This is a genomic window from Haloarchaeobius amylolyticus (assembly GCF_026616195.1).
GTDB lineage: Archaea > Halobacteriota > Halobacteria > Halobacteriales > Natrialbaceae > Haloarchaeobius > Haloarchaeobius amylolyticus.
Map to the genome: position 1 here is coordinate 513381 of NZ_JANHDH010000003.1, position 21423 is coordinate 534803.

28 protein-coding genes are annotated in these 21423 nt (G+C 67.1%); 11 read left to right on the top strand and 17 right to left on the bottom strand.

The features are described 5' to 3' along the window. Nucleotides 1-58: 58 nt before the first annotated feature. From NOV86_RS20080 to NOV86_RS20115, 8 genes are all read right to left on the bottom strand, one after another. A complete protein-coding gene (locus NOV86_RS20080) occupies nucleotides 59-493 on the bottom strand; it encodes a hypothetical protein (RefSeq protein ID WP_267643605.1) in 435 nt (144 codons plus the stop codon). Beyond that, the gene (locus NOV86_RS20085; protein ID WP_267643606.1) at nucleotides 490-1380 is read right to left on the bottom strand and encodes an ABC transporter ATP-binding protein; all 891 of its coding nucleotides are present in this window, start codon (nucleotides 1378-1380) and stop codon (nucleotides 490-492) included. The genes NOV86_RS20080 and NOV86_RS20085 overlap by 4 nt, the downstream gene beginning before the upstream one ends. After that, nucleotides 1381-2496, bottom strand: a complete 1116-nt coding sequence (locus NOV86_RS20090; RefSeq protein ID WP_267643607.1) for a FecCD family ABC transporter permease — start codon at nucleotides 2494-2496, stop codon at nucleotides 1381-1383. A 2-nt stretch (nucleotides 2497-2498) separates the two neighbouring features. Then, entirely contained in the window at nucleotides 2499-3434 is a 936-nt protein-coding gene (locus tag NOV86_RS20095) for an FAD-dependent oxidoreductase (RefSeq protein ID WP_267643608.1), read from the bottom strand. 2 nt (nucleotides 3435-3436) lie between these two features. Continuing rightward, nucleotides 3437-4651 carry an ABC transporter substrate-binding protein gene (locus tag NOV86_RS20100; protein WP_267643609.1) on the bottom strand — a complete coding sequence of 405 codons (1215 nt, stop codon included), beginning with the start codon at nucleotides 4649-4651 and terminating at the stop codon, nucleotides 3437-3439. Between the two features lie 134 nt (nucleotides 4652-4785). Next, complete coding sequence (locus NOV86_RS20105) at nucleotides 4786-5322, bottom strand: SRPBCC family protein (RefSeq protein ID WP_267643610.1); 537 nt, start codon at nucleotides 5320-5322, stop codon at nucleotides 4786-4788. 43 nt (nucleotides 5323-5365) lie between these two features. Beyond that, the gene (locus NOV86_RS20110) at nucleotides 5366-6007 is read right to left on the bottom strand and encodes an NADPH-dependent F420 reductase (protein WP_267643611.1); all 642 of its coding nucleotides are present in this window, start codon (nucleotides 6005-6007) and stop codon (nucleotides 5366-5368) included. A gap of 60 nt (nucleotides 6008-6067) precedes the next feature. Continuing rightward, entirely contained in the window at nucleotides 6068-6463 is a 396-nt protein-coding gene (locus NOV86_RS20115) for a universal stress protein (RefSeq protein WP_267643612.1), read from the bottom strand. A gap of 348 nt (nucleotides 6464-6811) precedes the next feature. On the opposite strand from NOV86_RS20115, the gene NOV86_RS20120 reads away from it, so the two are divergent. Then, nucleotides 6812-7312, top strand: coding sequence for a DUF7344 domain-containing protein (locus NOV86_RS20120; protein ID WP_267643613.1), 501 nt, complete (start codon nucleotides 6812-6814; stop codon nucleotides 7310-7312). A 52-nt stretch (nucleotides 7313-7364) separates the two neighbouring features. Here NOV86_RS20120 and NOV86_RS20125 read toward each other — a convergent pair whose 3' ends face one another. Next, nucleotides 7365-8324 carry a C-terminal binding protein gene (locus NOV86_RS20125; protein ID WP_267643614.1) on the bottom strand — a complete coding sequence of 320 codons (960 nt, stop codon included), beginning with the start codon at nucleotides 8322-8324 and terminating at the stop codon, nucleotides 7365-7367. A gap of 151 nt (nucleotides 8325-8475) precedes the next feature. Between NOV86_RS20125 and NOV86_RS20130 the strand changes: the two genes are divergently transcribed. Together NOV86_RS20130 and NOV86_RS20135 are read left to right on the top strand one after the other, a co-directional pair. Next, on the top strand, nucleotides 8476-9231 hold the full coding sequence (locus NOV86_RS20130) for an ABC transporter ATP-binding protein (RefSeq protein WP_267643615.1): 756 nt from the start codon (nucleotides 8476-8478) through the stop codon (nucleotides 9229-9231). After that, nucleotides 9221-10654, top strand: coding sequence for a hypothetical protein (locus NOV86_RS20135; protein WP_267643616.1), 1434 nt, complete (start codon nucleotides 9221-9223; stop codon nucleotides 10652-10654). The genes NOV86_RS20130 and NOV86_RS20135 overlap by 11 nt, the downstream gene beginning before the upstream one ends. A gap of 177 nt (nucleotides 10655-10831) precedes the next feature. Here NOV86_RS20135 and NOV86_RS20140 read toward each other — a convergent pair whose 3' ends face one another. Beyond that, nucleotides 10832-11011 (bottom strand): hypothetical protein, encoded by a 180-nt coding sequence (locus NOV86_RS20140; RefSeq protein ID WP_267643617.1) that lies wholly within the window; start codon nucleotides 11009-11011, stop codon nucleotides 10832-10834. 158 nt (nucleotides 11012-11169) lie between these two features. Between NOV86_RS20140 and NOV86_RS20145 the strand changes: the two genes are divergently transcribed. After that, nucleotides 11170-11649 (top strand): Lrp/AsnC family transcriptional regulator, encoded by a 480-nt coding sequence (locus tag NOV86_RS20145; protein ID WP_267643618.1) that lies wholly within the window; start codon nucleotides 11170-11172, stop codon nucleotides 11647-11649. Nucleotides 11650-11774: 125 nt separating this feature from the next. Next, entirely contained in the window at nucleotides 11775-11996 is a 222-nt protein-coding gene (locus NOV86_RS20150) for a helix-turn-helix domain-containing protein (protein WP_267643619.1), read from the top strand. 148 nt (nucleotides 11997-12144) lie between these two features. Here NOV86_RS20150 and NOV86_RS20155 read toward each other — a convergent pair whose 3' ends face one another. After that, complete coding sequence (locus tag NOV86_RS20155; protein ID WP_267643620.1) at nucleotides 12145-12747, bottom strand: aminopeptidase; 603 nt, start codon at nucleotides 12745-12747, stop codon at nucleotides 12145-12147. Nucleotides 12748-12875: 128 nt separating this feature from the next. On the opposite strand from NOV86_RS20155, the gene NOV86_RS20160 reads away from it, so the two are divergent. Beyond that, the gene (locus NOV86_RS20160) at nucleotides 12876-13310 is read left to right on the top strand and encodes an ArsR family transcriptional regulator (RefSeq protein ID WP_267643621.1); all 435 of its coding nucleotides are present in this window, start codon (nucleotides 12876-12878) and stop codon (nucleotides 13308-13310) included. Between the two features lie 221 nt (nucleotides 13311-13531). Here NOV86_RS20160 and NOV86_RS20165 read toward each other — a convergent pair whose 3' ends face one another. Then, nucleotides 13532-14347 carry an ABC transporter permease gene (locus tag NOV86_RS20165; RefSeq protein ID WP_267643622.1) on the bottom strand — a complete coding sequence of 272 codons (816 nt, stop codon included), beginning with the start codon at nucleotides 14345-14347 and terminating at the stop codon, nucleotides 13532-13534. Next, nucleotides 14344-15375, bottom strand: a complete 1032-nt coding sequence (locus NOV86_RS20170) for an ABC transporter ATP-binding protein (protein WP_267643623.1) — start codon at nucleotides 15373-15375, stop codon at nucleotides 14344-14346. The genes NOV86_RS20165 and NOV86_RS20170 overlap by 4 nt, the downstream gene beginning before the upstream one ends. Nucleotides 15376-15501: 126 nt before the next feature. Between NOV86_RS20170 and NOV86_RS20175 the strand changes: the two genes are divergently transcribed. Continuing rightward, entirely contained in the window at nucleotides 15502-16065 is a 564-nt protein-coding gene (locus tag NOV86_RS20175) for a hypothetical protein (RefSeq protein ID WP_267643624.1), read from the top strand. 8 nt (nucleotides 16066-16073) lie between these two features. Here NOV86_RS20175 and NOV86_RS20180 read toward each other — a convergent pair whose 3' ends face one another. The 4 genes from NOV86_RS20180 to NOV86_RS20195 form a co-directional block, all read right to left on the bottom strand. Beyond that, the gene (locus tag NOV86_RS20180; RefSeq protein WP_267643625.1) at nucleotides 16074-16847 is read right to left on the bottom strand and encodes a twin-arginine translocation signal domain-containing protein; all 774 of its coding nucleotides are present in this window, start codon (nucleotides 16845-16847) and stop codon (nucleotides 16074-16076) included. Nucleotides 16848-16851: 4 nt separating this feature from the next. Continuing rightward, entirely contained in the window at nucleotides 16852-17610 is a 759-nt protein-coding gene (locus NOV86_RS20185) for a hypothetical protein (protein ID WP_267643626.1), read from the bottom strand. 87 nt (nucleotides 17611-17697) lie between these two features. Next, nucleotides 17698-18495, bottom strand: coding sequence for a helix-turn-helix transcriptional regulator (locus NOV86_RS20190; protein WP_267643627.1), 798 nt, complete (start codon nucleotides 18493-18495; stop codon nucleotides 17698-17700). Between the two features lie 91 nt (nucleotides 18496-18586). Continuing rightward, nucleotides 18587-19138 carry a hypothetical protein gene (locus tag NOV86_RS20195; RefSeq protein ID WP_267643628.1) on the bottom strand — a complete coding sequence of 184 codons (552 nt, stop codon included), beginning with the start codon at nucleotides 19136-19138 and terminating at the stop codon, nucleotides 18587-18589. Between the two features lie 139 nt (nucleotides 19139-19277). On the opposite strand from NOV86_RS20195, the gene NOV86_RS20200 reads away from it, so the two are divergent. The 4 genes from NOV86_RS20200 to NOV86_RS20215 all read left to right on the top strand — a co-directional run bounded on the left by NOV86_RS20200 (nucleotide 19278) and on the right by NOV86_RS20215 (nucleotide 21388). Then, nucleotides 19278-19913 carry an HAD family hydrolase gene (locus tag NOV86_RS20200; protein WP_267643629.1) on the top strand — a complete coding sequence of 212 codons (636 nt, stop codon included), beginning with the start codon at nucleotides 19278-19280 and terminating at the stop codon, nucleotides 19911-19913. A 145-nt stretch (nucleotides 19914-20058) separates the two neighbouring features. After that, nucleotides 20059-20466: a DUF2178 domain-containing protein gene (locus NOV86_RS20205; RefSeq protein WP_267643630.1), complete on the top strand. Its 408-nt coding sequence runs from the start codon at nucleotides 20059-20061 to the stop codon at nucleotides 20464-20466. Next, entirely contained in the window at nucleotides 20463-20675 is a 213-nt protein-coding gene (locus NOV86_RS20210; protein ID WP_267643631.1) for a helix-turn-helix transcriptional regulator, read from the top strand. The genes NOV86_RS20205 and NOV86_RS20210 overlap by 4 nt, the downstream gene beginning before the upstream one ends. A gap of 77 nt (nucleotides 20676-20752) precedes the next feature. Beyond that, entirely contained in the window at nucleotides 20753-21388 is a 636-nt protein-coding gene (locus NOV86_RS20215) for a hypothetical protein (protein WP_267643632.1), read from the top strand. Nucleotides 21389-21423: the final 35 nt, after the last annotated feature.

A 21423-nucleotide genomic window follows, 5' to 3' on the forward strand; every position in this document is an offset into this window, starting at 1 on the left:
CCTAAACCAGTGAAGTTCGGCTCCCGGAGTGGCAGTACCGCTGGACGAGACGGTGAGGCTACGACGATGCGACGCGGGCAGACACCGCGTCGGCCACGACGACGACCGAGAGCAGCGTCCCGACCACGAACGAAAGTAGCCCGCCCCAGCGGACGCCCGCCTGGACGGCGTAGTACTCGTAGAGGCCCCAGCCCGAGACGATGAGACACGGGGTCGCGAACGCGGCGATGGCCACGTCGGCCGAACTCTCGGCCCACACCGCCCGGGCGACGAGTGTCAACCAGAGCGCGAACGTGGCGAGCACCAGCACCGGGACCGCGGCGAGGAAGCCACCGGCCGACCCCGACGACGGAGCGCCCGGCAGCGACCCGACGCGGAGCGCCTCGGTAGGCAGGACCGCGAGCGCGACGAGTGCCAGGAACCCGCCCGCGAGCAGGTACGACGCGACGCGGGCGGTGCGAGCCGGTCGGGGGAGCAGGGTAGCGTCGGTCATTCCGGGTCGGTGTCGAGTGCAGAGTGCGGTGAGATGTGCGGGCCGGTCGGACTCTCGCTGTCGACGGTCGCGTCCACCTCGAAGACGTCCGCGAGGAGTTCCTCGGTGACGACCTCCTTCGGCGGGCCCCAGTCGTACAGCTCGCCGTCTTTCATCGCGACGAGGTTGTCCGCGAACCGGGCGGCCTGCCCGATGTCGTGGAGGACGACGCCGACGGTGACGCCCTCCTCGCGGTTGAGCGTCTGGACGACCTCCATCACGCGGAGCTGGTGATGCAGGTCGAGGAACGTCGTCGGCTCGTCGAGCAACAGCACGTCGGTGTCCTGTGCGAGCACCATCGCGATCCAGGCGAGTTGCTTCTGGCCGCCGCTGAGGTTGTTCATGGACTTGTCGCGGAGGTGTTCGACCCCGGCGAGGTCGATGGCGCGTTCGACCGCGGCCTCGTCCTCCTCGGTGACGGACTCGAAGAAACCACGGTGCGGGTAGCGCCCGTGGTAGACGAGTTTCTCGACGGTGAGGCTCCCCGGCGACTCGTTCTCCTGCGAGAGCAGACCGAGGCGCTGGGCGAGCGTCTTCGCGTCGACCGACTGTATCTCCTCGCCGTCGAGCATGACCCGACCCTTCCAGGGGTCGAGCTGGTTCGCCATCGACTTCAGGAGCGTACTCTTCCCGCTCCCGTTCGGGCCGACGAGTGCCGTGACCTCGCCCTGCGGGAGGACGACGGTGTCGATCTCGACGACGGGTTCCTCGGTCGCCGGGTAGCCGATGACGAGGTCGTTCCCGGTCAGCTCCGAGGAGTCGTGGGCTACCCCGTCGCTTCGGGTCGTGGGGTCGCTGCGGGCGGTTTCGCGTGTCGAGTCCTCTCGTGGTGGCTGGTTCCCGGCCATTCAGACTTCACCCAGGTTCTCCTGTTTGCGCATCAGGTAGAGGAAGTACGGCCCGCCGACGAGCCCCGTCACGATGCCGACCGGTATCTGGACGGGGTTCAGCGCGAGGCGCGCACCCACGTCCGCGGCCACCATCAGGGCGGGGCCGGCGAAGACGCAGCCGACGATGAGCTTCTTGTAGTCGCTGCCGACGGCGGTCCGGACCATGTGCGGGACGATGAGGCCGACGAAGCCGACGATACCGGCGACGGCGATGCTCGCCGCGGCCGCGAGCACGGCCACGCCAGAGAGCGCGAACCGGACCTTCTCGACGTTCATCCCGAGGGACTTCGCGGTGCTCTCGCCGAGCAGGAGGACGTTCAGCTGGCGCGAGCCGACCAGCGCCAGGAACAGCGCCAGGACGGTCCAGGGCAGCGCCATCCGGACCTGCTCCCAGTCGGTCCCGGTGAGCGACCCGGTCGTCCACGCGATGGCGGACTGGACGACGCCGATGTCGTCCGCGAAGAAGAACAGCCCGGTCTGGAGGCTGTTGAACACCGTACCGACGATGACACCGGCGAGTACCAGCCGGACCGGCGAGGTGCCGTTCTTCCAGGCGATGGCGTAGACGATGAGGAAGGCGACGGCGCCACCGACCGCGGCGATGAGCGGCAGGAACGTCGTGAGCCCGGAGAAGACGACGAGCGTGAGCAGTATCATCAGCCCGGCACCCGAGGAGACGCCGAGGATGAACGGGCTCGCCAGCTCGTTCCGGGTGACCGCCTGGAAGATTGCCCCGGAGACGGCCAGGTTCATGCCGACCAGCACCGCCACGAACACCCGCGGCAGGCGGATGTTCCAGACGATGAGACTGCGCTTGTTCATCTCGGGGACCTCCCCGCCGAGGATGAACGCCTCCCACGCCTTCAGGTTGAGTATCACGTCGGGGTTGAAGACGGCCTGCCAGGCCTCGACGAGCGTCATGGAGAACGCGCCGAAGCTCACCTGCACGAGCCCGCCGAGGACGATGACGACGAGGCTCGCGAGACACAGCGTGAGGAGCGAGCTGTCAATCCAGGCGAGCCAGCCCTCGCTGGTGGTGCCAGCGTGCGACCCGGACGTCGGTTCCCCTGCCATGGTCAGTCGTCAGCCTCCGGCGACTGTTCTGTCGGTGTCTCTCGCTCGGCCTCTAGCTGACGGGCGTACGCGAGGATACGGTCGTCGTCGAGGTGCTCGAGGAGGCGGTCGTGGGCCGCCTCGGCGCGGCGGTCGACCTCGTCGTCGGAGATGTACGTCTCGAACCGGCGGTCGATCTCGCGGTCACGGAGTTCCTCCCACTCGTCGTCTGCGAGGTCGTGGTCCTCGGGCCGGTTCTCCTCCGCCCACTGGACCCAGCGCTCGCGTTCGGCCCACTCGCCCTCGAGACTCGACTCGCGGCGCAGCCAGTCGTAGTGGTCCACGACCGGGTCGAAGAAGCCCTGTTCGGCGCGGATATCGTCGACGACGGTCAGTGCGACCCGGGCGCCGCGGCCGGCCGCGACGATTGCCTGTCGGTCGGTCTCCTCGGCGGGCGAGGCGACGTAGAGCCCGTCGACGGGCGTCGTCCCGTCCATCTCGGGGTAGGCGCGGTCGAAGTGCGTGTGCTCCTCGCCGTCGTGTTCGTGGGTGAAGAACGCCTCGTCGCCGACGAGGGGGCGCATGTACTCGCCGTCGTACCGGGTCGCGGCGACGACGCGGGTCGCGGTGACGGCCTCGCCATCCTGCAGTTCGACGACGAATCCCGCCCCGTCCTCGGTCCGGGTGACCGATTCGACCATGTCGGCGACGAGCTCGCAGCCCGCCTCCTCGACGTGGTCGTGCAGCAGGGCGTACAGCGTCTCGATGTCGATGCCGGCCGGGAACCCCGGGTAGTTCTCGAGGTGGGCGCACTGCTGGATCGACGAGCGACCCCGGTCGAACACCGCCGTATCGAGGCCGTACCGGGCCGTGAAGACGCCTGCCGCGGTGCCGGCCGGGCCACCGCCGACGATTACCACGTCGAAGTCGTGTGTCTGCGCACCCTGTTCCGTGGGCATGCTCAGAACTCCCCGTTGACGATATCTGCGACGCGCTGGCGGTCGAACAGCTGCTCTTCGACGCCGTAGAGCTGGCCCGCCGTGCGCTCGGTCAGGACCATGTTCGTGATGGGCCCCTGGTAGAGGCCGCCGGCGCGGTACACGTCGCCGTTCTGGACGGCGGTGAGGGCACTCGCCGTGCTGTGGTCCTCGAGCGAGGCGACGACGGTGCTCTGGAACTCCGACTCGGACTTGGCCTCGTAGCCGCGAAGCAGGAGGACCTCGGGGTCGACCTCCAGCAGCGTCTCGAGGTCGATGGCGGCCCGGCTCCCGTGGAAGTCCTTCACGTCGCTGTCGGCGAGCGCATCCTTGACGTTGAGGTCGCGGAGGTGCTTGAACCCGGTGCCGCCGCCGATGATGTACGGGTAGAACTTCTCCGGCGCCTCGCCGACGCCCCAGAGGACCGCGGCCTCGGGTGCCTCCGCCTTCGTGGGGACGTGCGGGGCGAGGTTCGCCTGGAACTCGTCGTGCAGGCTCTCGAACGCCTCGTAACGGTCGGTGCGCTGGAAGACCTGCGCGAGCTTCTCGAAGCCCTCGTAGAGGGTGTAGTAGCGGTAGTCCTCGTGCCACGGGTAGTGCTGGGCGTAGATGCAGTTCCCGAAGATGGGCCCGACGTTCTCGGTGACCTCCTCGACGTCGCCCTGCTTCCAGCCCTGGAAGCGGTTCAGCAGGAAGTTCGGGTCCATCACGTGGACGTCGGCGTCGAGTTCGTAGAACAACTCCTTGCTGACGCCGTCCTGGTAGAGCGAGACCATGTCGCTCTTGTCGACGGAGAGGCCCGGAATCTCGTCGTAGTACTGGGTGTGGTACCGGTTCGTCAGCCAGACGCCCTTCGGCGGTTCGAGGCCGAGCGCGATGCCCATGTCGGCCCAGCTCCCGTTGTTCGCGACCCACGTCTCGGGGACGGCGTCGAAACTGACCTCGCCGACGGGCTCGATGGCGACCGAGTACGGGGTGTCCTGTGCATCACCCGTCTCGGTATCCGTCGCCTCCTCGGTCGCGGTCCCGGTGGCCGTCTCCGTCGCGGTCCCGGTGGCAGTGTCGGTCGGGTCACCGGTGGCCCCGTCACCGGCGTTCCCGACACAGCCGGCCAGCAGCGCGCCCCCGAGCAACGCGCCGCCGTACTGCAGATACTGCCGCCGTGTCGCGTCCTGTCCGTCCGTCGTATCTTCGTTCATATGGTTTAGGCCCCCCTAAAGGAATAAACCACTTGCGATTTTTTCGGTTTCCCTAAACCAGAGTGTAATCTACTGGTAGACAGGACTCTGACCGGCAGAAATCGTCGATTCGACGGAGAGTGACGACGGCCGTCTCACACCGTGGTCGGTCGGACGTGGAACTCGAGGTCCACGTCCCGACGCTCGCCTTCGAGGTCGGCGATGGCGCGCTCGAACACCACCTTCGCCTCCCGGAGCGCGATGGGCTTCAGGCGGTCGAGGACCCAGTCGAACGAGACCATCGGCGGGAGCCTGAGCCGGCCGAGGCGGGAGGCCGACCGGTCGAACTCGATGCGGAGCCGCACCCGCGTCGCCGGGCCGCCGTCCGCCTGTGCGGCATCGGCTTCGGGGTCGAGGTCCTCCAGTGCCCAGTAGCCCTGCGCCCGCACGTCGCGGGGCACGTCCCAGTCGATGCGCGCCGGGCGGTCCAGCGCCGTCACGCGCGGCGAGAGCGTGTACTCCAGTTTCCACCACTGGAGGGTGATGTCGAACTGGGCCCCCACGCCCTCGCCGCGTCTGGTCACGTCCGAGACGTACTCCGAGTACTTCTCGTGGTTGGTGAAGTCGAGGAGGAAGTCGAACGCCTCCTCCTTCGGGACGTAGACCACGGTCGAGAGCTCTATCGCGTCCACAGCGGGGGATAGGACCGGGTCGAATTCAATCCTCGGCTACCGGTCAGTTACTCGGCTCCCGCAGGGAAGCGAGGACCTCCCGCGCCTCCGGCGGCGTCATCGGCTCGTCGTAGATGGCCGACCCCGGCTCCTGCAGCCGCCCACCCTCGACCAGCCCGCCGGTGTCCATAGCGACGAAGCCGACCTCCCGCACGAGGTCCGCCACCACGTCCTTGGCGTGGCGGTCGTCGCCGGCCATGAAGATGACCAGCCGGTCCTCCGCGGGCGCGTCTGGCCTGGCCTCGTCACGGAGCGTCTCCCAGTACATCGTGTTGAACGCCTTGACGAGCCGGGCGTCCGGTAGCTGCTCGGCGATGACCTCGCTCGACGTCTCCTCCCCCAGGTCCATGACCTCGAAGTCCGCGGAGTAGGGGTTCGTCGCGTCGACGACGATCTTGTCCGCGAACAGTTCACCGGCAGGAAGCTCGTCGCGGGCCCGCCAGGGGAGCGCGAGGACGACGACTTCGGCGTGATCGACAGTCTCTGCAGGCGTCGTCGCACAGGCGTGCTCGCCGAGGTCCTCGACGAGATCAGACAGCGACTCCGGGCCACGCGAGTTCGAGAGGATCACGTCGTGGCCGGCCGCCACGAGGTGTCGCGCGAGCGTCTCACCGATGTTCCCGGTGCCGATGATGCCGACGTTCATAGGGGACGACAGGGCCCCAGCGGGGAAACCTGTAGCGCCGGACGACAGTTGCCCACTCCGTCAGGGGATGACCGAGACGCCGATGGTGTTCGCCCGGGTGACCGTCTCCGTGGCGCTGCCCAGCACGAGCCTGTCGACCGTGTTCCCGCCGTGGTGGCCCATGACCACGTGGTCGATGTCCCGGTCCTCGACGAGTTCGAGGATGTCCTTCCCGATCTTGTTCGCGTAGCGCATCCGGGAGATGCCGACGGAGTACGAGAGTTCCGGGGTGGTCTCGCGGCCTCGTTCCTCGCAGAACGCCCGGGCACGCTCCAGCAGCTGGTCGACCTCCTCGTCCTCGTGGTCGGTGATGTGGACGACGTCCAGTTTGCCCCCGAACCGCTCGGCGAGTTCGATGGCGAACTCCAGGGCCCTGAAACTACACTCGGAACCGTCTATCGGTGCGAGCACGTGCATGGCAGAACAGAGTGGCCCCGAGAGAATAACGATTAGCACGGTAGCAGATTCCGGGTGACGGGTCGCCCGACCGTGACCTCGAACGACCGGTTCTTGGCGCGTGGCCACGGTCCTAACCGGGAGTTACGAGCGCGGCGTGCTCGCTAACGGTCGATTCGGCCTGACATGAAAATCCCGGTTCATTATTTAAACCTGATGGCCATTCAAGGCATACAGCTATATCCCTAGACAACGAGTAACGTAATGGAGGGGGAGTAACCGGTGTCAATCAGCACGCCATCTGTAGATAGTAGAATCATCCCTACAGCGAGCGAGAACCGACTCGACGAGGGGGATATTCACTCGATATTGAGCAACGAACGTCGGCGCGAGGTGTTGAAGCACCTCCGGAGCCACGGCGGAGAATCGACCCTCAGGGACCTCTCTGAGGCGATCGCCGAGGCCGAGACTGGGGAGTCGCCGCCGCCACGAAACATCAGGGACAGCGTCTACGCGTCCCTGCACCAGACGCACCTGCCGATGCTCGACAAACTGGGTGTTATCGAGTACGAGTCGAACCTGAAGACCGTCACGCTGACCGAACGGTCCCGCGACCTCGTACCCTACACCACCGTCATGAGCTCGACGGGGCTCGCCTGGTACCAGCACTACCTGCTCATCGGACTGGTGGCGATGGTCACGGTCTTCGCCGCCGAGGTCGGTGTGCCGGTCGTCGACATGCTCGGCACGGCCGTCTGGGCCGGGCTGTTCACCGTCGTCCTGGTCGCGTCCTTCGTCGTCCAGCTCTCGGCTGGAACGGCCCCGCTGGCGCGTGTCGGTCGCTTCATCCGGGACTTCCGGACGAGCTAGACCGACCGCAGTATCACACCTTCTGTGGCACCCATCTTCACCGCCAGAGGCCTCACCACGACTCGTCGACCTCGTTCTCCGGCGCCTGACCGTCCAGCACCCGCTTCACGTCGCGTGCGACCGTCTCGTTCACGTCGCGTCGCGCCTCCTCCGAGTACCAGCCGGCGTGGGGCGTCACGATGGTATCTTCACGCCCGACCAGCGGCGAGTCCTTCGGCGGCTCCTCCGTCAGCACGTCGAGCCCGGCCGAGGCGACCTGTCCCGACTCCAGCGCCGCGACCAGTGCGTCCTCGTCGATGACGGCACCACGGCCGGTGTTCACGAGGATGGCCCCCGGCCCGAGTCGCTCGAAGGCGTCGCCGTCGAGCATCCCCCGGGTGTCGTCGGTCAGGGGCGCGTGCACCGAGAGCACGTCCGAATCGTCGAGTAGCGTCTCGAAATCGACCCTTTCGACGCCGTAGTCGGCCATTGTCTCGGCCTCGACGTACGGGTCGTGGGCGAGCAGCCGGCAGTCGAACCCGGAGACGAGTTCCGCGAACCGGCGCGCGATGGGGCCGAACGCGAGCATCCCGATGGTCTGGCCCCGGAGCCGGTGGAGCTCGCGGGTCGCGCCCCACGCCCACTCGCCGTCCCTGACCGAGCGGTCGTAGGCGGGAATCGACCGGGCGCAGGCGAGCACGAGCGAGAGCGCGTGCGTGGCCACCTCGTCGGTGCAGTACTCGGGGCAGTGCACCACGGGAACGCCGGCCGCGGCTGCCGCACCGAGGTCGATTCCCTCGATACCGACCGCCGAACGGGCGATTACCGCGAGGTCGAGCGCCTCGATGACTGTGGCCGGGACCGGCGTGTGGACGTCCGTGACGACCGCGTCGGCGTCCACCTCGCGGGCCGCCTCGAGGAGTGCCTCCCCCGACCCGAGGTCTCGCTCGTGTATCTCGACGCCGGGGCCGAGGACCTCGCGGTAGATTTCGGGGTCGAGCATCGGGTAGTCCGAGAGGAGCACCGAGTGCATGCGCGGGGGTTGGGACCTCGGCTACTTCACCGTTCGCTGCGTTGTCGACCGCTGGGAACCCCGGGAGGGCGGTGGCCTCGGGCGACGAACCGGCAACCCCGCAGTCGGGCAGAACGGTCTTTAGGACCGACACCGATTGACGGGACGATTGATGAGCGCGATACGAACCGAGAACCTCCGCAAGACCTACGGCGACGTGACCGCCCTCGCCGACCTCTCGCTCGACATCGGGCGTGGCGAACTGTTCGGCGCACTCGGGCCGAACGGGGCGGGGAAGACGACGACCATCAAGATACTCACCGGGCAACTCGAACCGGATTCGGGCAGCGCCTCGGTGCTGGGCCACGACCCCGTCGCGGACCCGGTCGAGACGCGCCGGCACATCGGCATCCTCCCCGAGCAGGAGTCCCCGCCGAGCTTCATGACCCCCCGCGAGTACTTCGACTTCGTCGGGACGGTGCGCGACCTCGACCAGGGTGTGGTCGACTCCCGCGTCGAGACGTGGGCGAACCGCCTCTCGTTCGCCGAGAAGCTCGACACCCTGAACACCGACCTCTCGCGGGGGCAGCAACAGAAGGTGATGATAACGCAGGCGTTCCTCCACGAACCCGAGGTCGTCTTCATCGACGAACCCCTGGCGAACCTCGACCCCATCGTCCAGGAGCGCACGAAGCGGTTCCTGACGAACTACCGCGACGCGGGCAACACGATATTCATCTCGACGCACCACATCGAGGTCGCCGAGGAGATCTGTTCCCGGGTGGGCATCGTCTACGGCGGCGAACTCATCGCGGAGCGCCAGCCCGGCGAACTGGGCGAGGACGAGTCGCTGCTCGACACCTTCATGGCGAACGTCGACGACGGCGCCGACTGGGAGGAACCGGAGGCGGTGCTGGGTGACGACTAGCCTCGACCGCCGGCTCTTCGTCGAGATGTTCCGCGAGGAGTGGCGCCTCCACAGCCAGCTCTTCGGCGGCGGCCGCTTCGCCGGCTTCCCGGTGTTCGTCACGGCCATCACGGCCGGCGCGGTCTACCTGCTCACCACGACCGGGACCGCGGTCGGCTCGGTCCTCGCAGGGGTCCACGCCCTCGCGTTCTTCTTCGGCCTGCACACCGGCAGCGTCGGGTTCGTCGGCCGCGATGCCATGCGGAACCTGCTCGGCGACATGACCCTCGTCGTGTTCACGGCGCGAACCCTGCCCATCTCCCAGCGCAAACTGCTCGGCATCTTCCTCGTGAAGGACGCGGTGTACTACGCGCTGCTGTTCCTGCTCCCCATCACCATCGGGTTCGTCCCCGCCGTCCTGACGGGGGCCGGTATCGGCTGGCTCGCGCTCCCGGCGCTCTGGGCGACGACGACGGCGACGTTCGTCCTCGGCGTGGCCGTCACCTTCGCCGCCATCGGCCTCTCGACCCGCGGCGCGCCCGGGAAGCTCCTCCTGCTCGGGCTCGCCGCCGCGGCCGGCCTCGCCTACGCCGCCGGCATCGACTTCGTCGCATACACACCCTACGGCCTGTTCGACGGCGCGACCGCGGTCGAAGCCGTCGCGGCGCTCGCGCCGATTCCGGTCCTGCTCGGTACCGGCGTCGCGGTGTACGACACCAGCTACGTCACGCCCGCCAGAACCGCAGGTCGGACCTTCCTGAACTGGCAGAACGCCCTGCCCTTCGACGCCGACGGTCTGACCGTGAAGTCACTGCTCGACGTGCATCGCTCCTCCGGCGGCTTCGTGAAGGTGCTGTTCTCCGGCGGCGTACTGTTCGCCGTCAGCGCGTTCCTGCTGAACCTCGCGGAGACCATCACCGGCCTCGCGCCCTCGACCGGCATCTCCTTCGGTGCGATTCTGGGGCTCTCCGCGTTCACGACCTACAACTGGGTCACGCAGTTCGACGACGTCCGGGAGTACCAGCTCTACCCCGTCTCGGTGGCGGCCGTCTTCCGCGCGAAGTTCCGGGCGTTCCTCGTCCTCGGCGTGCCCACCGGCCTGCTCTACTTCCTCGGAGCCGTGGCGTGGCGTGGCGCCAGAGTCGAAGAAGCCGTCGTCGGCGTGCTCCTCCTGCTCGGCCTGGAGTGCTACCTGTTCGGTCTGACCGTCTACCTCGCCGGCTTCCAGCCCAACGAGTTCCTCTTCGACACCGTGCTGTTCGCGGCCTTCGGCGGGGCCGTGGCGGTCGTGCTCGTCCCGGTGCTCGTGGTCGGGCTGGTGCTCGCGCCCGTGGATGCGACCCTGCTGGTGGGCCTGGGCGCGGCGGGTGTCGTCGCGGGGGGTCTTGGAATCGGGCTGTATCGCCGGGCGGTGCCGAAGTGGGAACGGCATCATCGGCAGTGACGGACCCGGGGTGCGAGTGAACCCCCGGCATTCCTGACGAGTTCGTGTACTCTTCTCAGTACCATACTGAATAGAGGGCTCGATTCGGGAGACGGCCACGGGCCGACTGGGAACAGAGGAGTTGGTACTCGAGCACGGATGATTCGCACGGTTATCTCTGGCTCGGGAGGTGGCTATTTATTCCAGTCTCTCAGCTAATACCACGATCTCTACATCTAGAGTCGGGAGCGATGGATCCTCATTTCGGATGCTCCACCCACCCTCGACGGGCACCCCATTCTTCGTAGCTTCGTTGACGATATTCCGCAGTTGCTTCTCGAACTGCTCTTCGCTTTCTATAGGTTCCTCACCCACCATTTTCTCTCTCCTTAGATGTTCAATAGTCGGAAGATACCGTAACATTTGCGCCAGCACAGACTGGCCAGAGCAAAAGCCCACCACGTGCTATCTCGAATCTACCGCGCTCTCCCCGATTGCGGAGAAGATTCATTTTCTCTCCGGCGGTACCCCCAGTCATGAGTTCGGTCTCCCTTGACGAGGTCGACCGGGGTATCCTCTTCGCGCTCCAGGAGGACGCCCGGAACACGACTATCGACGAGATTGCACAACAGGTCGAGGTCTCTCCGAGCACGGTCCGTAACCGTATCGAGCGCCTCGAAGACGAAGGCATCATCGAGGGGTACTACATCAAGGTCGACTACGAGAAAGCCGCCTTCCCGCTGCACGTCCTGTTCATCTGCAGTGCCGCCACCGAGGAGCGCGAATCACTCGCCCGGGAGGCGCTGGAGTCCCGTGGGGTCGTCGACGTCCGTGAGATGCTCACCAGCAAACGCAACCTCTTCATCGAGGCCGTCGCCACGGATACACAGGACCTCACGGACATCAGCAATCAACTGTCGGGACTCGGGTTCGATATCGAATCCTCCGAGATCATCACCAACCACCACACTCGCCCCTGGGAACATTTCGAGTACGCGGAGGACACCGGCGGATGAGTCACCATCCTGAAGACCAATTAGGTTGCGAAATTCGCAGTTTTTAGTACACTACTCCTCGAAAACCGCAATCTATGTTGTGGTTTGCGCAAATGGTTTTGCTCTGGGGAACATTCACACATCCAGTGAGTTCGGGAATGACTTCGGATACCAATCGGGACGGAACCCTGACCGACGCGCAACGGGAGCTCCTCCGGAGTGCAGTCCGCGAGGGGTATTTTAAAGTACCACGTGAGGTATCGCTGGTCGAACTAGCAGAGCTCAACGATATCTCGGATGTAGAGCTGTCCCAACAGCTCAGACGTGGGCTGGATGTGGTCGTCCGAGATGCAACGCTCGAGGACTAATTCCAGCACCTCGGAATCGGCCTCGAGTGCTGACTGCACTCCCTCTTCAGCACGGCACTCCTGACAAGGTTTATTCAGAACACCAGATGAAGCGACAGACCGAGCCCGCTACCTCTGTCACCTGTCCAACTCCGACGCCTGCCCGCAGTCAGGGGATCTCGGCGACCGCATCCGCGAGGTCCGCCGATGCCTCCCAGTCGATGACCCGCTCGCCGGCGGCTTCCTCCAACGCTGCCAGGTGCGAGGCAGCCATCCCGTTGTCGTAGTGGTCTCGCATCGCGTCCTCGGAGTCGTACACCCGCTTCAGGAGCCAGAGGATGTCCCGGATGGTCGTCTGGTAGTGGTAGAGGAAACCGAGTTCCCAGACGTGGCCGCCGTCGAAGTCTTCGAGGATACCAACGATGTGGGTGGCCATCTCGGAGAGGATATCGAACGCGGGCACCCAGAGGTCGATGTCCTCGCCGGTGAAGCCGAAGTCTTCGAGCCGGAACGCCGTCGCCCCCGGCCGGTCGTCGAGGCGTTCACAGACCTCGAGTCGCCGCTCCCCCGGGCCATCCTCGCCGCCACGGCCGACGACCAGGTACCGCCGGTCCGACCGCTTGAGCGTCTTGAACCGCCGGCCGTGAAGCCCATCCTTCAACCGTTCGTGCTGCTGCGGCGTGAGCCGGAGTTCGTCGTCGTGGACCAGTTCGTCGGGGTCGACGTTCTCGAGGTACTCCCGGTGGGACGGGTCCGTGGGGTCGTCGGCCATGCTACACGGGAGAACAGTTGCAGGACTGAAATAGATACTGCTCAGCAGAATGGTTGTGAAACTATTTTGGGTATCGGTTTCATTTGACGACCTAGTGTTTAATGGCGGGTGAGACCGTAGACACGAGTATGCGTCCGGAAGCACAGCGGCCGAGCGACGGCGGGGACCGCGGGCTGGGTGACGAGTTCGACACGTGGACCGCACTCCAGAAGGCGACCGACAAGACGCGGGCGAACCTCATCGCCGACATCGTCGGGCACCCCGAAGGCGCACCGAGCGTGAAGGAACTCGACTACATGAACCCGAGCCTCGAAGCCGACGCGATCCGCCGGCACCTGCGGACGCTCCAGTCGGTCGGCGTGGTCGAGGAGCTCGTCGTCGAGCCGGGCGAGCGCATCCGGGGCTACCCGTACAAGTTCTACCGGCTCACGGCCGAGGCTCGTGCCCTGTTCGACCGGAACGACCTGTTCCCGGAGGACGCGTGGCGTCGCCAGTACGCCCGCGTCGAGAAGACCGGCGAGATCACCGAACTCGAAGAGATGCCGCGACCGACCACAGACTAGGACCGCCATCGACAAGATGCGGTTCCCGACTTTCGCTCCGTCGTGCTCGTCGTCGGCCTCGTGTTCGCACCCGTAGATGCGACCTGTTAGCAGGGCTCGGCGTCGCCAGCGTCGTGGCTGGCGCGCTTGGGCCCGGGCTGTACCGCCGGCGGTCCCGAAATGGGAGCGACACCACCGGCAGTGACCCCGGCCTGAATACCTCCCCCTCCTCTTTTCCGGCCTCAGTAGTCCCCGAGCACACCGAGCTTCCGCGCCCGCGTCGTCGTGTACTGGAACACGGCGTAGCCCGCGAGCACGTAGCCGAGCGCGGTCCCGAACAGGACGGCGAGGTCGAGCAGGGGGAACTCCCAGAGCTGGGTCCCCTCGAGCATCGTCCGCTGGAGCAGGGCGCTCCCCTGGACCAGCGGGAGGACCCGCGTCCAGCCGAGGTCGAACGCCGGCGCGGAGATGAGGACGATGAAACTGAACTGGAGCAGGTTCAGCCAGTTCCCGACCTGCTTGTAGAGGACGGTGACCCCGCCGGCGGCGAAGCCGAGGCCGAGGACCGACGCGATGGAGAGGCTCGCGACGACGACGATGGTGAGCACCTTGAGCTGGAGGACGGTCCCGGTGATGAGGAGCATCACCGCGAGGACGACGATGGACGTGATGAACGTCCGGACCACCTTCGCGACGCCCTTCGCGAGCGCGACCGGCGCGAACCCGAACGGCGTCATGAAGTGGCGTTCGAGGGTGCCCCACTGCACCTCGCTCCCGATGTCGTTCGAGAGCGAGCTGTAGGCCCCGACCGAGAGCGTCCAGAGGAAGTACCCGACGATGATGCCCTCGATGGAGTCGGTCAGGGCCTGCCCGGCGAGCATCCGCCCGCCGTAGAACAGCAGGCCGAAGAAGAACAGCGAGACGACGATGCCGCCGATTGCGTTCGCCGGGTACCGGACGAACAGCAGGAACTCGCGGTAGAGGACGGCCTTCGAGAGGTCCCAGTAGGTGGCGGGCTGTGGCCGGTCGTCGACTGCCGGCGACGCGTCCGGACTCATCGCCCCTCACCCCCCGTCATCTCGAGGAACGCCTCCTCGAGGTCCGGCGCGACCGTCTCGACCGAGTCGATGGTGACGCGATGGGCCCGCAGCAGGTCCATCAGGTCGTAGATGCCGTCGGAGTCGGTCGCGACCTCCAGCCGGGTGTGGCCGTCGTACTGCTGGCAGTCGGTCACCTCGAACTGCTCGCGGACCTGTGCGAGGGTGTCCGCGCCGAGGTCCGGGCTGGACACCCGGAACCCGCGCGTCTCGAACCCGCGGAGCAGGTTCGCGACCGTGTCGTCGGCGATGATGCGCCCCTGACTGATGATGACGACCCGGTCGCAGACGTCCTCGATGACGTCCATGTCGTGACTGGAGAGGACGACGGTCAGCCCGCGCTCGCTCACGATGCGGCGCAGTTCCCGCCGGAGCTTCAGCGAACTCTCCACGTCCAGCCCCAGGGTCGGTTCGTCGAGGAACACGACGTCGGCGTCGGTCGCGAGCACGCTCGCCAGCGACGCCTTCTGCTTCATCCCGCGGGAGAGGTCCCTGACGGGCGTGTCCGCCTTCTCGGCGAGGTCGAGCTGGTCGAGCAGGCGCTCGTGGCGCCCGCGGACCGAGTCCGGCTTCACCCCGCTGATGGTCGCGAAGTAGCGCAGGTTCTCCCGGACGGTCAGCCGCCAGTAGTCGTTGCGCGCGCCCTCCAGCATGGCGTCGACGTGTCGGTACGCCCGCCGCGGGTTGGCGTGGACGTCGACGCCCTTGATGCGGACCGTCCCGGCCTCGGGCAGTATCATCCCGAGGATGGACTTGATGGTCGTCGTCTTCCCCGCCCCGTTGGGGCCGAGCAGGCCGACGACCGACCCCTCCTGCACGGTGAAGGAGACGTCGTCGACGGCGGTGACGGCCGCCTCGCCGCTCCCGAAGGTCTTCGAGAGCCCCTCGACGGCGATGGCTGGCGGCCCCGCCGTCTCGTCCGGTTCGGACCCGGTACGGTCCGTCGTCGCCGACCCGTCACGTCCACGCTCCCCCGACTGCGGTTCCATCGGGCCGGGGTAGGGTCCCCGGTAGCAAAAAGGCCCGGCGTAGGCGCCAGAGACCGCCATACCGTGAACCGCCCTCCGAGGTGTCGAAAGAGGTACCATTATCTTGCCGAGGGCCGACGTGCGAACGTGCCGAACCTGTCCCTCCGCTACGTCATCGTCACCCTCCTGCTGGTCGGACTCCTCGTCGGAGCTATCGCCATCGTCGGCGTCATCGGCGTCGACACGAGTCGGTTCGCCGTCACCGATGCCGCGGTGAACGAGACCGACCTCTCGGTCCGGTTGAACGACGAGTTCGACCTCCCCGAGAGCGAGAACGAGTCGGTGATGACGTGTACGAGTTCGGGGACCCCGGGCGACAGCATCGGCGTGTACGGAACCGTGACCGTCACCGTCCCGACGGACGACGATGACGGCCTCGCCGGTGACGACCCCTACGAGGTCGAACTGGCGCTCACCGAGGTCGGTGAGACCACCACGAAGGGCGTCGACGGGTCGGGGCGGCGAGCGACAGCCCGGTTCTTCTGGATTCTCGAGGACGACGAGACCCTGGAGGTAGGGCAGACGACGACCATGCGAATCCGGGTCCTGGACGGGGGTGAGACCATCGCAGAGGAGACCAGACAGGTCACCGTCGAGGAGGGGTCCCGGACCTTCGACTGCGACGACGAGGAGCGTCGGAGAGCGCCCTGACCTCAGACTCAGACCTGGTCGATTGTCGTCTCCGGGTTGACCACGAGGCTCCCCCGGACCGTCTGGGTCGCGACGTTCACCGCGTCGGTACACTGGGCGACGTTCGTCGCCTCGTAGTTCTCGATGTCGAGGAAGGTGACGAGCGAGAACGCGTAGTAGCGCTTCTCGCCGTCGCCGTAGGGCAGGTAGGCCGTGTAGCTGTTCACGTCGACGTTCGGGAACGCCACGAAGCGGACGGCCTCGCCGCCGAACTCGTCCTCGTAGGCCACGCCGGAGCTGTCCTCGCGGTCGATGGCGGCCTCGACCTCCGCTTCCGCCTCGCTCGCGGTGACGGGCTCGAAGGACTGGCCCACCCGGACCGTGGCGCTCGAGGTCGCGCCCTCGCTGGTCAGCGCCGGGCTGACGATGCGCTGGATGCGGGCCCCGGTGCGGTCGAGTGGGTCCTCGACGGTCCAGCTGTCGACGTAGTCGAACGCGAAGACGTAGGGCGTCCCGGCCACGTCGTAGGGGGTCGGCGACCCGGTCATCGGCTGGCAGAACGATGCGGACCCGCTCGCGGTCGCGTCCTGCTCGTCCGTGGCAGTCTCCGGGTTCTGACCGGTCGTCGTCTCCCGAACTGTCGTCGCAGCCTCTCTCGTCGTCTCGCCCGCGGTCGCCGTGGCGTCGCCGCCGTTCCCCGCGGGTGCGTCGGCTCCCTCGCTGGTACAGCCCGCGAGGGCGGTCGTCGCCGTCGCCGAGGCCGCGCCGAGGAGGAACCGTCGGCGAGTTTGCCGGTCGGCCATCGGCTCAGACCTCCCCGATGGTCGTCTCGGGGTTGGGAGCGATGCTCTCCCGGACCGTCTCGATGCCAGCCACCGTCTCCGCCAGGCAGAGTGGCTGCGTGCCCTCCTCGTCCTCCACCCGGAGGATGCTCGTCGTGAGCATCAGCCGGACCATGTGGTACCGCGCCTCCGCCTCTCCGTACGGCAGCCAGCACTGGTAGAACGGGATGTCCGTATCCGAGAGGCCGAGAACCTGCACGGTCTCACCGCCGAACTGCTGCTCGTGGGCGACGGTGCCGCGGGCGTAGTCCCCCGAGACGCTCTCGGCGATGACCTCGTCGACCTCGGCCTTCGTGACGGCCTCGAAGGACTGCATGACGCTGAGGTTCGCCGCCTCCGTCTCCCCGTCGACGGTCACGATGGGGCTGGTGAGTCCCTGGACCCGCCCATCCGGACCCGACAGTGGGTCCTCGACCTGCCAGGAATCGACGTAGTCGAAGGCGAAGACGAATGGCGTCCCCGCCACGTCGAACGGTGTCGGCTCCCCATCGAGAAGCGCGCAGTCCGGGTCCGGACTGCTGGACTGGGTCGTCGTGTTATCCCCTCCGGTGGACGAAGCCCCCGACCCCGCACCTGCTGACTCCCCTGTCGCGTCTGGCTGGCCGTCGTCGGTGGTCCCCCCACCACCCTCGGCGGCAGTCTGGCCGCCGCCGAGACAGCCTGTCAGTCCGGCCGTCGTCGCTGTCGCGCACAGCAGGAACCGTCGTCGAGACACTTCATCCATAACGACGGTTCGAAGCAGTACAGTATCAGGTTACTTCGTGACCGCCCGTTCACGGTGTGAACGGACGCGCTGGAGGTGGACCAGCATTCAGGTGCCTGCGTCGGGGTCGAAGGCCCCGACGTCCAGTGGTGTCGCCTCCGCCCGCAGTCGCTCGTACTCGTCGAGGACCCACTCCCGGACCGCGGGCGACTCCGTCACGACGATGCCCCGCGGGACCCCCTGCTCGTCGTCCGCGGAGATGATGGCCGTCTCGTCGTAGACGCCGACCTGGAAGGGCACCGACGGTCGCTCGAACAGTTCCAGCCCTCCCGTCTGGACCATCTCGACGACCTGCGCCCTGACGGTGTCGTTCGCCCGGATGGCGTCGGTCACCTCGGGGGTGACGACTCCTCTGGTGACGTGGGCCTCCGCCCGGGCGGCCTCGTGGCTAGAGGCGACGATCTCCGGCGAGACGGCGTGGACGACCATCGAGACGGTCGTCGCCGCTTCGAACAGCGCCGCGAGCCGGGAGATGTGCTGGTTCGGCGACGTCGGCGTCGGCGCGACGACCTCCGCGTCGTGGAGGACCGACACCTCGAAGTCGAACGCCCGGACCGGGAGGTACTCGAAGAGGTCCTCGAGGTGGCGTGTCGTGTCGACGACGTCGCGGAAGCGCTGGTAGGCCCTCGCGACCGTCTGGCCCGCCCGGGTCGCGCGATACCGGGTTCCCTCGCGCTCGACCCAGCCGCGAGCTTCGAGGTCGGTCGTGATGCGACCGATGGTCACCCGCGACGCGCCGATCCGGTCCCGGAGGCCGGCCCGGTCACATGGGGCGTCCACGAGGGCTGTCAGCACCGCTGCCCGGTTCGGCGCCCTGACGAGGAACGCGACGTCGTCCACACCCATGTCACCTCTCGCTCGCTGCGTGGCTATAATACCTCACCTCGCGTGAGTGTGGACGAGCGAGAACGAGTCCGAACACACCGCAGGCACCCAGCTACGGGAGCAACACGTCGGCTTCGGGGTTCTGGAACGGGTAGACGAGCAACTCCCCGCGCTTTCGCAGGTCGTCGATTCGTTCGGTGGCGCCCTGCCGGCTCATCCCCCCGAGGACGACCATCGCGTTCAGCAGGTGTTCCTTCGGGACGCGGGGATGGAACCGGCTGCTGGCGTCGGCCGCGGTCGGGTCGACGTCCTCCTGCATCACGGCGACGTACTCCCGGGGGTCCGTCTCGTCCGTCAACTTGTCGTGCCACGCCGGCGGGTAGTAGCTGATGCGGTCGTCGCCGACCTCGTGGACGGTCAGCCGGGACCAGCCATCGTCCGTGAGGTGGCGCTGGATCCGGCGTTCGAGTGCCTCGACGGTGAAGGGGGCGGCACCACCGAGGTCGTCGACGAGTGCCTGCGCGTAGGCGTCGAGGACCGCCCGCGGGAGTCCGGGTTCGTCGTGTGGGTGGCCGCCCTCGACGATCCTGACGAAGTCGGGGAAGGTGAGCCAGCGACCGCGCTGGAAGAGCGAGTCCAGCGTCCGTGAATCGAGCGAGACCATGGCTAGCATACGGTGGAGGGCCGAATAAGCGATTGCGACGGTCCACTGAGGAATCCGGCGGCGGGAGGTGCGCCCCCGGTTCGGACAGTGATACCTGTCCGGTAGATTGAAGACTGCACGGGCAGTCCGTCGACCTCCGATGCACCTCGTCCTCGACTACGGCGGCGTCATCGTCGACCACGGCGACGAACGCGAACAGGCCCACGTCCTCGGCGTCGACCCCGAGACGGACCCCTATCCCGGCTGGCTCGCGTACTTCGCGTTCCGCGACGGCCTCGTCCAGAGTACGGCCGGGTACATCGACCTCCTCTCGACGCTCACGGGCGCCTCGGAGGCGTCGTGTCGGGAGTATCTCTCGAAGACGTGGCTCGACCCGACCTTCCCAGAGGAACACGTCGACCTCCTCCGGGACCTCGCGGGCGACCACACGCTCGTCCTCTTCGGGAACATGGCGCGCCCGTGGGTCGAGACGGTCCTCGCGGACCACGACGTCCTGGACTGCTTCGACGACCTCGTCGTCTCGTCGGACCTGCGACGGTCGAAGCCCCATCCCAGAGGCTACTACGAGTGTCTCCCCGAGGGCGACGACCCGGTCGCCTTCGTCAGCGACGAGTACAACGAGGACCTCATGATGGGCGAGACCGTCGGGATGACCTCTGTGTGGGTCGAGAACGAGGACGACGAGCCGCCGTACCGGGAGCCAGACGTGACGATATCCAGCCTCGCCGAGCTGCCGGCGGTCCTGCCGACCCTGCAAGAGCGCTCCGGGCAGTAGTTCCGCCGGGGTATTCTGCCGGCCTGTACTCGCACGACCGCCGCACCGTTCCTCACCTCGATAGCGACAGGGGGACCCCTAGATATTTAAAGGTGTAAAACAAGCTTTACTGTAAAGGTAGCTTTACACGCTGCCGGCACGACCCATGACGCTCACCGAAACCGACGCGACCGACGAACTGACGTACCGACGACTCTACATCGGCCTCTGGATACTCTCGGGGGTCGCCCTCGGGGCACTCGTCGCCCTGGGCGAACCCCTCGCCGGCGTTGCAGCCTTCGTCGCCTGTGCGGTCGGCGCACTGGTGCTCTTCAGACGCTACAGCGGCCCACTGTTCGACGAACGCGACCAGCGACAGCAGGAGGCCGCGAGCCAGCGCACCCTCGCCATCATGGGCATGAGTTCGGCCGTCGTGTTCCCGACCGTGACCGCCCTGTGGGGGCTCGGTATCATCGAGTGGCCGGTCTGGCTGACCCCCATCGCGTTCTTCGTGGCCGCCCTCTCGTTCGTCCACGTCGGCTCGACGATGTACGAGGCGTCGAACACCGCATGAACAACAGCCTCCGGGAGTACCGCGAGGAGAAAGACATGACCCAGGGTGACCTCGCCTCGGCCGTCGACGTCACCCGCCAGACCATCAACAGCATCGAACGCGGCCGGTACAACCCGTCGCTGGAACTGGCGTTCGAGCTCGCGGCGTTCTTCGAGTGCCAGATAGAGGACCTGTTCCACCCGGAGACGGGCGAAGACGGGAAGGGGTGACCGGAGACGGGTGACCGGACTCCGATACGAGCCACCACCCAAACGCCGAAGTGGCCGCCGTGCGGACCTCGACCCGTATGCCCTCCCTGCTCGAACGACTGCTCGGCGACGAGACCAGCGACGAAGAGGTCGACCTCGAATCGCGCCAGGAGACGGCCGACGACGCCCTGACGCAGGCCATCGACCGCGGTGGCTACGCCGTCGAGGACTGCGGCGTCACCGGCGTCGCGGTCGTCAACGAAGGCCCCGACGGGGAGCCCGTGACGGTCCCCATCGCCCGGTTCTCCCTCGGCGAGGACGTCGAGGACCCCGACATGGACCTCGTCTGGACCCTCGTCGGCGAGGCCGCAGACGCGTTGCAGGGCCCCTTCGACGACGTGTTCGTCCGCCACTTCGACGTGCAGTTCACCTTCGATGGCGACGAGCTGTTCGAGGCCGAGGAGTGTCGGCGCGTCGCGCTCACGACCGAACTCGTGGACCGCTACGCGAGCGACCCCGGCTTCGACGTGGGGTCGCTCCGCGACGCCGTGACGGACGCGGACGACATCGACGACGAGGTCGCCCCGGTCGCGTGGGGCGAGTGCAAGGACTACAGTAACGCGACGAACGCCGCGGTCGTCTTCGGCGGGACCGCCGCCGCTGCCGGCGCCAGTGCGAGTGCGGCGAGCTGTGCCGGGGCGGGAGCCGCGGGCGGCGCCGGTGGCGGCTGCTGACGCTCGCGTCGAATCGTCGAAAGAAAGACAGCGAC

Bases quoted from the DNA above. Each gene is read 5' to 3' on its own strand.
- NOV86_RS20080 (WP_267643605.1), bottom strand. From the start codon at position 493: ATGACCGACGCTACCCTGCTCCCCCGACCGGCTCGCACCGCCCGCGTC.
- NOV86_RS20085 (WP_267643606.1), bottom strand. From the start codon at position 1,380: ATGGCCGGGAACCAGCCACCACGAGAGGACTCGACACGCGAAACCGCC.
- NOV86_RS20090 (WP_267643607.1), bottom strand. From the start codon at position 2,496: ATGGCAGGGGAACCGACGTCCGGGTCGCACGCTGGCACCACCAGCGAG.
- NOV86_RS20095 (WP_267643608.1), bottom strand. From the start codon at position 3,434: ATGCCCACGGAACAGGGTGCGCAGACACACGACTTCGACGTGGTAATC.
- NOV86_RS20100 (WP_267643609.1), bottom strand. From the start codon at position 4,651: ATGAACGAAGATACGACGGACGGACAGGACGCGACACGGCGGCAGTAT.
- NOV86_RS20110 (WP_267643611.1), bottom strand. From the start codon at position 6,007: ATGAACGTCGGCATCATCGGCACCGGGAACATCGGTGAGACGCTCGCG.
- NOV86_RS20115 (WP_267643612.1), bottom strand. From the start codon at position 6,463: ATGCACGTGCTCGCACCGATAGACGGTTCCGAGTGTAGTTTCAGGGCC.
- NOV86_RS20125 (WP_267643614.1), bottom strand. From the start codon at position 8,324: ATGCACTCGGTGCTCCTCTCGGACTACCCGATGCTCGACCCCGAAATC.
- NOV86_RS20130 (WP_267643615.1), top strand. From the start codon at position 8,476: ATGAGCGCGATACGAACCGAGAACCTCCGCAAGACCTACGGCGACGTG.
- NOV86_RS20140 (WP_267643617.1), bottom strand. From the start codon at position 11,011: ATGGTGGGTGAGGAACCTATAGAAAGCGAAGAGCAGTTCGAGAAGCAA.
- NOV86_RS20145 (WP_267643618.1), top strand. From the start codon at position 11,170: ATGAGTTCGGTCTCCCTTGACGAGGTCGACCGGGGTATCCTCTTCGCG.
- NOV86_RS20155 (WP_267643620.1), bottom strand. From the start codon at position 12,747: ATGGCCGACGACCCCACGGACCCGTCCCACCGGGAGTACCTCGAGAAC.
- NOV86_RS20160 (WP_267643621.1), top strand. From the start codon at position 12,876: ATGCGTCCGGAAGCACAGCGGCCGAGCGACGGCGGGGACCGCGGGCTG.
- NOV86_RS20165 (WP_267643622.1), bottom strand. From the start codon at position 14,347: ATGAGTCCGGACGCGTCGCCGGCAGTCGACGACCGGCCACAGCCCGCC.
- NOV86_RS20170 (WP_267643623.1), bottom strand. From the start codon at position 15,375: ATGGAACCGCAGTCGGGGGAGCGTGGACGTGACGGGTCGGCGACGACG.
- NOV86_RS20180 (WP_267643625.1), bottom strand. From the start codon at position 16,847: ATGGCCGACCGGCAAACTCGCCGACGGTTCCTCCTCGGCGCGGCCTCG.
- NOV86_RS20185 (WP_267643626.1), bottom strand. From the start codon at position 17,610: ATGGATGAAGTGTCTCGACGACGGTTCCTGCTGTGCGCGACAGCGACG.
- NOV86_RS20190 (WP_267643627.1), bottom strand. From the start codon at position 18,495: ATGGGTGTGGACGACGTCGCGTTCCTCGTCAGGGCGCCGAACCGGGCA.
- NOV86_RS20195 (WP_267643628.1), bottom strand. From the start codon at position 19,138: ATGGTCTCGCTCGATTCACGGACGCTGGACTCGCTCTTCCAGCGCGGT.
- NOV86_RS20200 (WP_267643629.1), top strand. From the start codon at position 19,278: ATGCACCTCGTCCTCGACTACGGCGGCGTCATCGTCGACCACGGCGAC.
- NOV86_RS20205 (WP_267643630.1), top strand. From the start codon at position 20,059: ATGACGCTCACCGAAACCGACGCGACCGACGAACTGACGTACCGACGA.
- NOV86_RS20210 (WP_267643631.1), top strand. From the start codon at position 20,463: ATGAACAACAGCCTCCGGGAGTACCGCGAGGAGAAAGACATGACCCAG.
- NOV86_RS20215 (WP_267643632.1), top strand. From the start codon at position 20,753: ATGCCCTCCCTGCTCGAACGACTGCTCGGCGACGAGACCAGCGACGAA.